Here is a 13,240-nt window from a genome sequence, read left to right as displayed (position 1 = left end):
AAAGTGTGATTTGAATCATATTTAAAAAAGCATAGTGATTATACAATAAGGGTGTAGCAAAGAGAAGTAATGTGATTAAATATAAATTTCAAGGAGGAATAACCATGAGAGATAAAATAATGTTAGCAGAGAATATTTACTGGGTAGGAAAGATAGATGATAGGGATGTGCCTTTTCATAGACTCACATTAACTAAAGGTACAACCTATAATAGTTACCTTTTAAAAACCGAAAAACCTACAATTATTGATACCGTAGATATAAGCTTTGGAAGAGAATTTGTGGATAATTTAAAAGAATTAATAGACCTACAAGAAATAAAGTATATAGTTATAAACCATACAGAGCCTGATCACTCAGGTGGCTTAGGAAGTCTGGCTGCCAAAGCAAAGAATGCAGTAATTGTGTGTACAGAACCCGCAGTAGAAGAACTTAAGGAAATGTATAAGCTTCATAATAGAGAGTTCCACATTGTTAAAGATGGAGATGCTCTAGACATTGGTGGAAAGACTTTAAGGTTTTTAGAAACTCCTTATCTTCATACAGAAGAAACTATGGTTACCTATTGTGAAGAAGATAAAATACTATTCCCATGCGATATTTTCAGCACTCATGTAGCAAATTATGAATATTTCAATGATATGGCGAAAGAGGATATAACTGAAGATTTTAAAGTTTATTACACTTTAATAATGCATCCTCATAGAAAATATGTTCAAGATATGATAGAAAAAATTAAGGAATTGCAAATTGAAATTATTGCGCCTTCCCATGGATTTATATTAAGAAAAGATGTTAAAAAATTTATTGATATATATGACAATATGAGTAAGAATACTGTAAATGATAAGAAAGCTACCATAATATACTCTTCCATGACAGGTAATACTAAAAAAATTGGAAATTTAATAAAAGAAAATTTAGAAATGAGCAATATTTCTGTAGAAGTGGTGGACGTGAATAAGCGTGCAAAAGAAGAGGTTATAAGCACCATAATAAACTCTGATGCGATATTCTTTGGAACTTCCACAAAATATGCGGATATCATTGGAAATTTAGAAGATATACTTAAAGAATTAAAAGATATTAAGCTTGAAGGTAAGATAGCAGGAACATTTGGATCTTATGGATGGAGCGGTGAAGCTATAGAAGTGGTACAAGATTATTTAAAGAATACAGATATGAAGGTATTAAATACAGCAGATATTATTAAATCCACAGGTATGACAGATGTTTTATTCCCTATAAGAGTAAGGTTCTCTCCAAAGGAAGAAAATTTGAAACAAATTGAAAGAGCCTCTATATATGTGGCAGAATTGCTTTTAAACGCTTTATAAAACTTCATGTTAATAAGTTGATACACTATATAGACAATTCTAGAGAGTAATAAATAGATTGGAGCTTATAGCTCATAAAAATATAGTTTTTATTAAAAGGAGAAGAAGATATATGACAAATTTAATAGAAAGTAAACAGAAGCTAGGAGAGATAGTTTCTATATTCCCAGCATCTAGTGAGATATTTAATAAATATAAAATTGATTATTGCTGTGGTGGACATGATACCCTAGGAGAAGCCTTAACAGAGAAGAATTTATCTGAGGATGATATAATTTTAGAGTTAAATGAAGCTTATGGTAAATTTATAGATTCAAACAGTGAATATAAGGACTGGAGAAAAGAAAATCCTTTAGATATTATGGATCACATTATATTTACCCATCATGATTATACAAAAAAAGAGCTGAAGGAAATTGATAGCTTGCTTTTTAAAATATTAAAAGTACACTTTAGCCATCATGGAGAAGAACTTCTTAAATTACACAGATTATTTGGAACTCTAAAAATGGAACTAGAAGAGCATTTGATTAAGGAAGAAGAAAACTTATTTCCTCTTATGGAGAAATACTTTACTTCAAAGGATGCTGCTGCTTTAGAAGAAATAAATCAATTTATACTAGATACTGAAGATGAACATGATGTAGCTGGGGATATATTAAAAGAAATTGAAAAAGTAACTAATGATTTTAAAGCACCTGAAGATGCTTGCAATACCTATAGACTTGTATATTCTAAGCTTAATGCATTAGAAAAAGATCTATTCACTCATATATATTTAGAAAACACAGTATTATTTGAGATGATATAAATTTACATTGGTAAATTCATAACATTGAACAACAGAATCAAAAGGAATCATATTCACCATATGGTTTATATTGTTAATCTTATAGGATTCTAAAAAAACCCCTTAAAACGCAAAACACATGGACAACATGTAGAAGGTTTTAAGGGGTTTTTATTAACTTAGATTTACAATAACTCTTCCTGCTAGTTTACCTTGAAGGATAACATCAATTTTTTCGTTTAATCCTTCTAAAGATACCTCTTCAGTGGAAGAGGATAAATCTATTTTCCAGTCTGAAGAAAGAAGTTTCCATATCTTAAGTCTTAAATCCATAGGGCACTGAACGGAGTCTACTCCTAAAAGGGAAACCCCTCTTAGTATAAAAGGAAATACGCTGGTAGGAAGCTCAGGAGAAGCTGCATTACCGCAGCAAGTGACTACTCCGCCATATTCAGTGGATTTAATAGCTGTAGCTAGTATATTTCCACCAACGGTATCTATCACTCCCGACCACTTACCTTTTAAAAGAGCTCTTCCAGAGTTATCATCAGCTTCTTCTCTTAAGATAATATCCTTAGCTCCTAACTTTAAAAGCATATCCTTTTTATCTGGTTTTCCTGTAACCCCTACCACTTCATATCCGAGCTTAGAGAGGATAGCTACGGCTATACTGCCCACACCGCCAGTAGAACCAGTAACCAGTACTTTTCCTTGTTCAGGTTTAATACCTGCAGACACTAGCTTGTATACGGATAAGGCTGCGGTAAAACCAGCTGTACCATACATCATAGCTTCTTTAAGGTCTAGGTTTTCAGGAAGCTTAACGACCCAATGGGCAGGAACTCTAATATACTGCTGAAAACCTCCAGAAGTATTCATGCCTAAATCATAGCCTGTTACTAAAACCTTTTCACCTACGGCAAAATTTCCATCACTGCTTTCTCTTACTATTCCAGCTGCATCAATACCAGGAGTATGAGGATAGTTTCTTGTAACCCCTTTATTTCCAGAAGCAGAAAGAGCATCTTTATAATTCAAAGAAGAATATTTAACTTCAATAAGTACCTCGCCTTCAGGAAGTTCTGATATGTTTTTTTCAACTATTTCCCTTTGAAATTTTTTATCCTCCACCTCTTTTACCACTAATGCCTTATATTTTTCCATAATCATTTAAGATCTCCTTTCAAATATAAATTTTGCTTACTTATTTAAGTGAATCAACTAAATAATATTCCTTATCATTTAATATAGATTATAATAAATCTTCATATAAATCAATACCAAATAATGTTACTACCCCAGGGGTGGCTCCATAAAATGGAACTGCCCCTGGGGTCATGGTAGAAATAGACAATAGTGCTTAAAAATTTTCTATTTGTTAATGAAGTACTATTGACTTAGTCTACAAATACTGTAAAATAAACCTATAAGGGGAGTAGCATACGCTCACTGCGTTAATCGTTCGTCAATACGGATTAATCCCGGATGATTACTAAGATGCAAGACCTTTGCGCTGGGGGAAATTCTGGTGCAAAGGTTTTTTTTATTGCCATTATTGATTTTTATTTAAGGTATGCTGAAAATAAGACTTAAAAGGAGATGAGCTCATGTATTATAATCAAGAAACAGAAAAAGTCCTTAAAGATTTTGATGTGGATCCAGTGAGAGGACTTTCTTCTGAAGAAGTTTCTGCAAGATTAGAGAAGTATGGTGAAAACCAACTAACTACTCAAAAGAAAAAGACATTGCTTCAATTATTCTTTGCCCAATTAAATGACCCTTTAATTTACATACTTATTGTTGCCGCTTTGATTTCAGGCTTTACTGGAGAAATTAACGAAGCGGTTATTATTACAATAGTAATTGTATTAAATGCAGTTATAGGGGTAGCTCAGGAATCAAAGGCTGAAAAAGCAATGGAAGCATTGCAAAAAATGTCTACACCTAAAGCTTATGTAAGAAGAAATGGTGAGATAGTGGAAGTGAATTCAAAAAATATAGTTCCTGGGGATATTATAGTATTAGATGCAGGAAGGTTTATACCCTGTGATTTAAGGCTTATTAACTCAGCCAACCTTAAAGTTGAGGAATCAGCTTTAACAGGTGAATCTGTACCGGTAGATAAAGATTCTACTTTAGTATTAAATGAGACAGATATAGCTCTAGGTGATCAAAAGAATATGGCTTTCATGTCTACTTTAGTAACTTATGGACGTGGAGAAGGAGTAGCCATAGGTACAGGTATGGAAACTCAAATTGGTAAGATAGCAAAAATGCTGGAACAAAACGTAGACGAACAAACTCCTCTTCAAAAGAAATTAGGGGAAATAGGAAAGTTACTTGGTATTGCTGCTTTAGTAATATGTGTATTAATGTTTGGTATCGCTGTAATTCAAAAAAGAGATCTTTTTGAAATGTTCCTTACAGCTATATCCCTTGCTGTTGCTGCCATTCCGGAAGGACTTCCTGCTATAGTGGCTATAGTACTCGCTATTGGCGTGCAAAAGATGGTTAAGCATAATGCTATAGTTAGAAAGCTGCCTGCTGTTGAAACTTTAGGATCAGTGAATGTAGTTTGTTCAGATAAAACAGGAACATTAACACAAAACAAAATGACAGTTACAAAGTTTTATGCTAATAATAGTGTTAAAAATAGTAACGAGGTTAACATAGAGGATCCTGTAGAAAGATTACTCTTAGAGAATATGATCCTTTGTAATGATGCAACTTCAAATAAGGAATCTAAAACCGGTGATCCTACAGAAATAGCACTTTTAGATTTAGCATTAAATTATGGAATCACTAAAGAAGGATTAAACAAAGAACATATAAGAAATAATGAACTTCCTTTCGACTCAGATAGAAAGCTTATGAGTACCATAAATCAATATGGTGATAAGCATCTTATAATGACTAAAGGAGCTATAGATAATATAATACAGATCTCAAATAATATATATATAAACGGCGAAATAAAACCTCTTACAGAAGATATGAAAATGAATATCATGAATGCTTCTAATGCTATGTCAGAGGATGCATTAAGAGTTTTGGGCTTTGCTTATAGAGAAGTTTCCACCCATGAAATAGAGCCAGAAGATATTGAAAAAGACCTTATAGTAATCGGACTTGTAGGAATGATAGATCCACCTAGAGAAGAGGTTAAAGATTCTATTGAAACCTGTAAAAAGGCAGGTATAACTACCATAATGATTACTGGAGACCACAAGAAGACAGCCTTGGCCATAGCTAAAGAATTAGGTATTGCTAAAGACGAAAGTCAGAGTGTTTCTGGAGTAGAGCTTGACGCTATCTCTGATGAAGCCTTAGTTGAGAAAGTTAAAGATTTAAGAGTATTTGCTAGGGTATCTCCAGAGCATAAGGTAAGAATAGTTAAAGCCTTTAAGGCTAATGGTAATATAGTTTCCATGACCGGTGACGGAGTTAATGATGCTCCTTCACTTAAGGCAGCAGATATTGGAGTTGCCATGGGTATTACAGGTACTGACGTGGCAAAAGGTGCTGCAGACATGGTGCTTACAGATGATAACTTCTCTACTATAATAAAAGCAGTAGAAGAAGGAAGAAATATATTTGCAAACATTAAAAAGTCAATTTTATTCCTTTTATCTTGTAATATAGGAGAAATTGTAGCATTATTCTTTGCCATATTACTTGGTTGGGCTGCACCTTTAGAGCCAATTCATATCCTATGGGTAAATCTTATTACAGATACACTCCCTGCCCTATCTTTAGGCATGGACCCAGGCGACCCTGACGTTATGAAGAATAAGCCAAGAGATGCAAAAGAGAGCTTATTTAAAGGCTCCTTATCCTTTATGATCTTTAATGGTGTACTTATTGGATTACTTACTTTAGCTGCTTTCTATATAGGAGCTGTGGAAGAAACTGGAATACATGGAATAGGAGCATTAGCGCCAGGTGTGTTAAAGGGAGATGGACTAAGACACGCTCAGACCATGGCATTTATAGTATTAAGTGTTTCACAGCTTGTACATTCACTTAACCTTAGAAGTGAAACCAAGAGTATATTCACAGTAGGATTATTTACTAACAAGTATCTTCTAGGAGCTATAGCTGCTGGAATATTCCTACAAGATATAGTAATTACAGTTCCTTTCTTAGCTAAAGTGTTTAATGTAAATGACCTTATAATGAATGACTGGCTTATAGTATCTGCTCTTGCTATAGTACCATTAATAGCTAATGAGATAATAAAGATATTTAAAAGAGCTAAAGCAAAAGCATAATAAAATAAAAAGTATAGAGAAGTAAAAAAAGCATAATAAAGTGAAGCGGCTTAAATAAGCCTCTTCACTTTTATATTACGGTAGAAAGTTTTTCATATTCTCCTTTATCTAATAGATTTGCCTTAACTCTATAAACGCCGGGAGTAAGATTTGAAAATGCATAGAATCCATCACTATTAGTGGTTTGAACTTCTTTTAATATTTCATTATCTTTTTTTAGTTCGTATAAAAACACGGGGATACTGCTTTGAGTAAGAGAACCTATCTTAATTACATCGCTTATACTTCCCAGTACGGGAGGATTGGTATTTAAGGCTATATCCACTGGAATTCTACTATTTTCTTCTATTTTTATATTTATGGGAAAAGACGGGTTATAATTTTGTGCTTCTGCTTGTAGCACATATTCTCCTGGAAGAATATTGTGAATTATATATTCTCCCTTTGAATTAGATATACTATCAGAAACTTTTATATTCCTGTTTTTATAATTAAGATAAATCCTACTGTTTTCAATGGGGTTATTTTCTAAAGAATCCTTAATTACTCCATATATAATGCCTCTGGCAAAAGCAGGGTCTTCAGTTAAATTAAAATAAATCTTTACAGGAACACTTTCTGAAACCGTGATATTTTGTGCTTCTGTAGTTTTGAAACCGCAACAAGAAGCAGCTATTTTGTATTCCCCTGAGGGAACTGTTTCTTTAAAGATAAATATTCCGTTTATGTCGGTAAAGGTTGTGTGCAATATATTGTATTGAAAATTTGTAATAGCTACAAAAGCATTCTCTATGGGATTTACCCCCTTTAAAACTCTGCCTGCAATTATAGTATTACATTTTCCATTGCAGGGTTTCAGCTTTACATCCATGCTAATATTTTGCCCGGCTTTTAAAGAAAAGTTCTGGCTGCTTTCAACATAATATGCTCTATTTGTAGCCATTAAGCATCCTCCTTTCTAAAGGAGGATGCTTTTATTTTATACTCCCCTGGTGGAAGCATGTAAAAAGCATATCTTCCTTCATTATTTGTTACTGTAGATTTTATTAATACTTCTATATCATTTACCCTAGAGTATAATCCAACTATGATATCCTCCAGAAGCTTTCCTGTAATATCATCTGTGATTATACCTTGTACAGATGACATGTTAACCATAGGATCCACACTTAAAACTAAACTTTGTCCCAAATACTGGTGATTTTGTAATGCGATATTAGAGGTGTTTTTAGTAATATATCCTTCCTTGCTTACACTAATAGAGTATATACCACTATCTAATGATGAAAATAAGTATTCTCCTTGTAGATTAGTTAAGGTAGATGCTATGAACTTTGAGTCATCCTTTAAACTTTTTAATTCTACCAAGGCATCCTCTATTGCTTTGCCATTTTCTTCTGTGATGAAACCATAAATAAAGTTTGAAGGTTCGCTTTTATTTATAGGAGTTTTTATGTCAATTTTTAAAGTTTCTTCACTAGTAGCTTCTACCATAGTGCTTGGAGAGACAGCTTTATCTGGCAAAGCTTCTTGCTTTGGCGCTTTTTGCTTTAAATTATTAATTTCCAATACGTACTCATCAAAGCTAGGCATTTTATCCTCTCCTTTCTTACTAATGTATAATATTCAAGATATGATAAAATGGGTAATAAAAAACTGTGAGAATAGGAACATTCTCACAGTTTAATTTTTTCTTTGTGTTTACTCTCTATTATGGAAGACTTTATTGTTGTAGATTTCTAGTAAGAAGCCTTCAAAGACTTCCAGAGGTTGTGCACCGCTTATTTTGTATTCATCATTGATAATGAAGGTGGGTACAGTTGTTACATTGTGTAAAGAGGCTATTTGCGCATTTAGCTGAAGATTGGGCTTATAAACATCAGATTTAATGTTATTAATCATCTCTTCTGAGTTTAAGTCAACTTTATCCGCTATTTTTCTAATGACATCTTCTTTTGCAATATTAGTATTGTCTGAAAAATAAGCTTTAAAAACCTCAAAGGAAAATTCATCATATTTTTTATTTTCTTTAGCATATTCAGCGGCTTCTAATGCCAAAGAAGTATTGTAAATATAATCTACTTCTTTAAAAGGTAATTTAAAATTTTTAGCTCTTTTTCTTAAAGGAGTTAGTAAATCTTTAGCATCTAATCCTTTAAAGTATTGGGATAATAACATTCCTTCTTCAGGAACATCAGGATGAGTTTCAAAGCCAAGCCATTCATCTTCTATAATAAAGTTTTTCTTAAGTTCACGGATAATACCTTTTCCTAAATAACAGAAAGGACAAGAAAAATCTGAAAATATCTTAATTTTATATTTCATAATATCCCCTCTTTTCTAATAATTAATGTTATTATATGAGAAATAATATAAAGGGACAAGGGCTAATAGGTAACAAAATGCAAAATTAAAGAAATATTAATGATTATATAGTTTTGCAGTAAAATAAATAGAATAATTAAGTGTAGTTTATACAAATTATAAATAAAATTAAAGATAAGTAGGAAGTTAAAGTGATATATGTAACTTTATCCATTTCGAAAAGTATAATAAACTAAGTAATTAAATTGAGAGATTTTATGATAGATTTTAAATGTATTCCACCCAATGACTTTGTTTTATTAGCTGTGCTTATAGGAATAGTTTTAGCTCAAGAATTATCTTCTCAAGACCAAGGAGCTTTAGGTAGCTTTATAGAATTGATAGGAGAGACCATATCTACTATCAGCCAACAAACTGAGTTCATTGACGATGCTAATAATAATGGAGATGAAGCATCAGAAGATGATATTAAAAGTCTTAGAAAAGAATTAGAAGAACTGAAGAAAAAGATAGAAAAGTTATAAGAAATAAAAATGTACTTTAAAGATTAACAATTTAGAATTAATTGTTACAATTTTAATACTTATGTTAATTTTTCTTGTGAATGGGGTTTTTAAAATTGTTTTGTTATAGAATAGGAGTATTAACTGTTTACCACTATATTAATTAGTGGTAATTATTTTATATATTTTTATGTATTGAGGAGATGAAATTATGACTAATCATACATTATTTCAATTTTTTGAATGGAATGTACCCAATGATGGAGCACATTGGAGGAGGCTTAAAGAGCAAGCTGAACATCTTGCAAAGATGGGGATATCTGCAGTTTGGATACCACCTGCCACAAAGGCTATAGGACAGAATGATGTAGGTTATGGCATATATGATCTCTATGATTTCGGAGAGTTCCAGCAAAAAGGAAGCCTTAGGACTAAATATGGAACTAAGAAAGAACTTATGAAAGCTATATCACAGCTTCATGATAAAGGCATACAAGTATATTTGGACATAGTGTTAAATCATAAAGCTGGTGCTGATGAAACGGAAAGATTTATGGCACAGGAAGTTTCTATGGATAATAGAGAAGAAATTTTAACAGAACCCTATGAGATAGAAGCATGGACTAAGTTTAATTTTCCAGGTAGAGGAGATATGTACTCTGATTTTAAATGGAATTGGACGCATTTTACTGGAACGGATTATAATGTGGAAAAGGACAAAGCCTCTATTTATAAAATTATAGGAGAAAACAAAGATTGGGGAGATGAGGTGGATGATGAGTTTGGAAATTATGATTATTTGATGTTTACGGATATAGATTATAAGCATCCAGATGTATATAATGAAGTTATTAAGTGGGGTATTTGGGTAGTAAATGAGCTTAACATTGATGGTTTTAGATTAGACGCAATAAAGCATATAAATCACTGGTTTGTAAGAGATTTTTTAAAGTATGTTAGGGAAGGTACTAAAAAGCAGGAGCTATATGCAGTAGGAGAATATTGGAAAAGCAATATAGAAGTATTGCAGGAACAGTTAGAAAATGTAGATTATGAACTGGATTTATTTGATGTACCCCTTCATTACAACTTCTATGAGGCCTCTAAAGCAGGTAAAGATTATGATTTAAGAAAGATTTTTCAGGGAACCTTAGTAGAGCTTAATCCCATACACTCAGTAACCTTTGTAGATAATCATGATTCGCAGCCAGGCCAGTCTTTAGAATCCTGGGTGGAAGATTGGTTTAAGCCCTTAGCCTATGGATTAATACTCCTTAGAAAAGATGGGTACCCCTGTGTATTTTATGGAGATTATTATGGTATATCTGGAGAAGATGCAATGGAAGGTAAAAAAGAGTTGCTGGACAAGCTACTGTATTTAAGAAAATGTTATACTTATGGAGAGCAGGTAGACTATTTAGACCATCCTAATACCATTGGTTGGGTTAGATTGGGAGAAGAGGAATTTTCAAACTCTGGAGCTGCCATTATAATTACTAATGGTGAGGAGGGAGAAAAGCTAATGAGTGTGGGAGCACATAGAGCTGGGGAAAAATGGATAGACTTTTTAGGACACAGAGAAGAAACTGTAATCATAGATGAAGAAGGAAATGGTTGTTTTACTGTAAATGGAGGATCCATATCCGTTTGGGTGAAAGCCGATGCTAACTAAAGTTACATTTCTAATCATTGGGGGTTTTTATGAATTTATATATAGTGAGACACGGGGAAACAAAAAGCAATATTGAAAAAAGATATTGCGGCTTGTACCAATCAGAACTTACAGAGGTTGGACAAGCTCAAGGACTAGCATTAAATGAAAGGCTTAGTAATATAGGTTTTGATAAGATATACACAAGCTGCAGCAAAAGGGCGGAGATTACCGCAGATATTATCACAGAGGGCGCCTATAGTTATAAAGATCCTAGGCTTAATGAGTTAAACTTTGGTATCTTTGATAACAAGACTTATAAGGAAATAGAAAAGCATTACCCACTGCAGTGCACAGCCTGGCAAGAGGATTGGAAGGGCTATGTAATACCTCAAGGAGAAAGTACCTTCCAAGCCTTTCAAAGGGTAAAGAGTTTTATGAAAGATATAGAAAAATTACCAGAGGAAAATATACTCATAGTAACCCATGGTGGTATAATTAGACTAGTGTACTGCTACGTACTAAATGAAAACCTAGATTTGTATTGGAAATTTCACTCCTCCAACGGAGGACTAAGCATCTTAAGCTACGAATACGAGAATTGGAGCATAAAGACAATTGAGAATTGAGAAAGAAGGTTTTTAAGTGAGTAAGACTATTTTAATTACTGGTGGTACCCGCAGTGGTAAGAGTTCCTTTGGGGAGAAACTTTTGAAGGACAGCGATGATGTGCTTTATATTGCTACTTCTAAGGTTTTTGATAGTGAAATGGCAGAGAGGGTTAGGTTACATAAGGAGAGAAGAAACCCTAAATGGGAAACCTATGAGGGATATAAAGATATTAGTAAAGTTATAGAGAGTACTGAGAAAAACAAGATAATGTTAGAATGTGTAGGCACCATGGTGACCAATTTGATGTTTGACACCTATGAGGATTTTGAAGGGGTAAGCAAGGAAGATGTAAGAGTTATGGAAAATGAAATACTTAAGGAGTTTACCAATATTATTGAAGCGGTTAAAAATTATAATAAAGAACTAATTTTAATAACCAATGAAGTGGGTTTAGGTTTAGTATCTGAGTATAAGCTGGGGAGAATATTTACAGATATTCTAGGAAGAATAAATCAAAGGCTAGGAGAGGTAAGCGACCAGGTATATCTTACAGCTTGTGGTATCCCTTTAAAGCTTAAATAAGGTGTGTTATGAAGAGATATTATGAAAATTTTTTGCTTATAGTTCAGATGATTACAAGGATTCCTGTAAAAAGATCCTTACCTTGCAGCGGTGAAGATTTTAGAAGAGGCTCAGCCTTCTTCTTTATTATAGGATTAATAATAGGCGGACTTCAGTATGCAGTATATTTTTTATTAAGAAATATATTACCTGCTTTCACTATTGCCATAGTAATTATTTTAATAGATATTTTTATCACTGGAGGCTTTCACATAGATGGATTTGGAGACACCTGTGACGGTTTTTTTGCCGCAAAAGGCAAGGACAAGATAATTGACATTATGAAAGATAGCCGCATAGGTACCTTTGCCTGCATAGGAATAATAATGAACTTGTTAATAAAGTTTCAAGGATATATGTTTATTTCAGCTAATAGCTCTTTAGCCTTGTTAATCATAGCTATACCCATGATTAGCAGAGCTTCCATGCTGCTTCTTTGCTATATAGGTAAACCTGCCAAGTCTGGAGGCTTAGGAAACCTCTTCATCAATAATGTAACTATTTTTACTGTTATTATAAATTTTTTAATATGTTTTTTAGCGGCGTTTTTAGCAGTGGGTACAGGGAAAGCGCTTATATTGCTGGCATCTACCATAGTGGTTACCTATGCATTCAATGCTCTATGCAATAATAAAATAAATGGAATTACAGGGGACTCTTTAGGAGCTGTAAATGAAATTTCAGTACTTGTATCCCTTGTCATAGCCACTGCATTTTAATGAAAATTTTTATAAGGTGTTTATTTGAAGGTAGATTTAATATATAATAAAGGTGCCAGTCACGTGACTGGCACGCACAACTAAATAGAAAAATTCAGGTGCCTTTTAAGTAAGGTGAAAAGGGAATGCGGTTATATTCCGCAGCAGCCCCCGCTACTGTAATTGAGGACGGACTCCTAATAGGCCACTCTATATATGAGGAAGGTTAGGAGAAAGGATGAATCATAAGCCAGGAGACCTGCCTGTTATTGTTTCTTAATATGCTTTCGGTGGGAAAGCTATTAGAAGAAAGCAGAAACTTTCTGCTTTTATCTAGATATTTATATTTTATAAAAGTATTTAGAATTCTAATGGCATCATGCAAAAGCATGATGCTTTTATTTTTGAGGGTGCCAGGCACGTGACAAGTGA

General features: G+C 33.2%; 12 protein-coding genes and 1 riboswitch. Of the genes, 8 read left to right on the top strand and 4 right to left on the bottom strand.

What is annotated here, in order from left to right; genetic code table 11:
• Positions 1-104: 104 nt before the first annotated feature.
• Complete coding sequence (locus BUA82_RS05500; RefSeq protein WP_073005472.1) at positions 105-1,337, top strand: FprA family A-type flavoprotein; 1,233 nt, start codon at positions 105-107, stop codon at positions 1,335-1,337.
• A gap of 112 nt (positions 1,338-1,449) precedes the next feature.
• The gene (gene ric, locus BUA82_RS05495; RefSeq protein WP_073005471.1) at positions 1,450-2,148 is read left to right on the top strand and encodes an iron-sulfur cluster repair di-iron protein; all 699 of its coding nucleotides are present in this window, start codon (positions 1,450-1,452) and stop codon (positions 2,146-2,148) included.
• Positions 2,149-2,301: 153 nt separating this feature from the next.
• On the opposite strand, the gene BUA82_RS05490 is transcribed toward ric, so the two are convergent.
• The gene (locus BUA82_RS05490; RefSeq protein ID WP_073005470.1) at positions 2,302-3,297 is read right to left on the bottom strand and encodes a YhdH/YhfP family quinone oxidoreductase; all 996 of its coding nucleotides are present in this window, start codon (positions 3,295-3,297) and stop codon (positions 2,302-2,304) included.
• Between the two features lie 437 nt (positions 3,298-3,734).
• Between BUA82_RS05490 and BUA82_RS05485 the strand changes: the two genes are divergently transcribed.
• Positions 3,735-6,398, top strand: a complete 2,664-nt coding sequence (locus BUA82_RS05485) for a cation-translocating P-type ATPase (protein WP_073005467.1) — start codon at positions 3,735-3,737, stop codon at positions 6,396-6,398.
• Between the two features lie 70 nt (positions 6,399-6,468).
• Here the strand turns inward: BUA82_RS05485 and BUA82_RS05480 are convergent, their stop codons facing one another.
• The 3 genes from BUA82_RS05480 to BUA82_RS05470 form a co-directional block, all read right to left on the bottom strand.
• Positions 6,469-7,341: an MSCRAMM family protein gene (locus tag BUA82_RS05480; protein ID WP_073005465.1), complete on the bottom strand. Its 873-nt coding sequence runs from the start codon at positions 7,339-7,341 to the stop codon at positions 6,469-6,471.
• The gene (locus BUA82_RS05475; protein ID WP_073005460.1) at positions 7,341-7,991 is read right to left on the bottom strand and encodes a carboxypeptidase-like regulatory domain-containing protein; all 651 of its coding nucleotides are present in this window, start codon (positions 7,989-7,991) and stop codon (positions 7,341-7,343) included. Before BUA82_RS05475 ends, BUA82_RS05480 begins: the two co-directional genes overlap by 1 nt.
• 108 nt (positions 7,992-8,099) lie before the next feature.
• Positions 8,100-8,723 (bottom strand): DsbA family oxidoreductase, encoded by a 624-nt coding sequence (locus tag BUA82_RS05470; protein WP_073005458.1) that lies wholly within the window; start codon positions 8,721-8,723, stop codon positions 8,100-8,102.
• Between the two features lie 257 nt (positions 8,724-8,980).
• Here BUA82_RS05470 and BUA82_RS05465 point away from each other — a divergent pair, with 257 nt between their 5' ends.
• The 5 genes from BUA82_RS05465 to cobS all read left to right on the top strand — a co-directional run bounded on the left by BUA82_RS05465 (position 8,981) and on the right by cobS (position 12,829).
• A complete protein-coding gene (locus BUA82_RS05465; protein WP_073005456.1) occupies positions 8,981-9,247 on the top strand; it encodes a hypothetical protein in 267 nt (88 codons plus the stop codon).
• A gap of 190 nt (positions 9,248-9,437) precedes the next feature.
• Complete coding sequence (locus BUA82_RS05460; RefSeq protein WP_073005454.1) at positions 9,438-10,898, top strand: alpha-amylase; 1,461 nt, start codon at positions 9,438-9,440, stop codon at positions 10,896-10,898.
• A 29-nt stretch (positions 10,899-10,927) separates the two neighbouring features.
• The gene (gene cobC, locus BUA82_RS05455; RefSeq protein ID WP_073005451.1) at positions 10,928-11,506 is read left to right on the top strand and encodes an alpha-ribazole phosphatase; all 579 of its coding nucleotides are present in this window, start codon (positions 10,928-10,930) and stop codon (positions 11,504-11,506) included.
• Between the two features lie 16 nt (positions 11,507-11,522).
• Entirely contained in the window at positions 11,523-12,071 is a 549-nt protein-coding gene (gene cobU / locus BUA82_RS05450; protein WP_073005449.1) for a bifunctional adenosylcobinamide kinase/adenosylcobinamide-phosphate guanylyltransferase, read from the top strand.
• A gap of 8 nt (positions 12,072-12,079) precedes the next feature.
• Entirely contained in the window at positions 12,080-12,829 is a 750-nt protein-coding gene (cobS, locus tag BUA82_RS05445; protein WP_073005445.1) for an adenosylcobinamide-GDP ribazoletransferase, read from the top strand.
• A 79-nt stretch (positions 12,830-12,908) separates the two neighbouring features.
• Positions 12,909-13,089: riboswitch (cobalamin riboswitch) on the top strand.
• Positions 13,090-13,240 lie beyond the last annotated feature (151 nt).

Origin of the sequence: Clostridium amylolyticum (assembly GCF_900142075.1) — a bacterium.
Lineage (GTDB): Bacteria > Bacillota > Clostridia > Clostridiales > Clostridiaceae > Clostridium_AA > Clostridium_AA amylolyticum.
The sequence above is the reverse complement of the archived record's forward strand: the minus strand, read 5'-3'. Positions and strand labels throughout refer to the sequence as shown.

Excerpts from the sequence above, each read along its gene's own strand:
- BUA82_RS05500 (WP_073005472.1), top strand. The coding sequence starts at position 105 with ATGAGAGATAAAATAATGTTAGCAGAGAATATTTACTGGGTAGGAAAG.
- ric (WP_073005471.1), top strand. The coding sequence starts at position 1,450 with ATGACAAATTTAATAGAAAGTAAACAGAAGCTAGGAGAGATAGTTTCT.
- BUA82_RS05490 (WP_073005470.1), bottom strand. The coding sequence starts at position 3,297 with ATGATTATGGAAAAATATAAGGCATTAGTGGTAAAAGAGGTGGAGGAT.
- BUA82_RS05485 (WP_073005467.1), top strand. The coding sequence starts at position 3,735 with ATGTATTATAATCAAGAAACAGAAAAAGTCCTTAAAGATTTTGATGTG.
- BUA82_RS05480 (WP_073005465.1), bottom strand. The coding sequence starts at position 7,341 with ATGGCTACAAATAGAGCATATTATGTTGAAAGCAGCCAGAACTTTTCT.
- BUA82_RS05475 (WP_073005460.1), bottom strand. The coding sequence starts at position 7,991 with ATGCCTAGCTTTGATGAGTACGTATTGGAAATTAATAATTTAAAGCAA.
- BUA82_RS05470 (WP_073005458.1), bottom strand. The coding sequence starts at position 8,723 with ATGAAATATAAAATTAAGATATTTTCAGATTTTTCTTGTCCTTTCTGT.
- BUA82_RS05465 (WP_073005456.1), top strand. The coding sequence starts at position 8,981 with ATGATAGATTTTAAATGTATTCCACCCAATGACTTTGTTTTATTAGCT.
- BUA82_RS05460 (WP_073005454.1), top strand. The coding sequence starts at position 9,438 with ATGACTAATCATACATTATTTCAATTTTTTGAATGGAATGTACCCAAT.
- cobC (WP_073005451.1), top strand. The coding sequence starts at position 10,928 with ATGAATTTATATATAGTGAGACACGGGGAAACAAAAAGCAATATTGAA.
- cobS (WP_073005445.1), top strand. The coding sequence starts at position 12,080 with ATGAAGAGATATTATGAAAATTTTTTGCTTATAGTTCAGATGATTACA.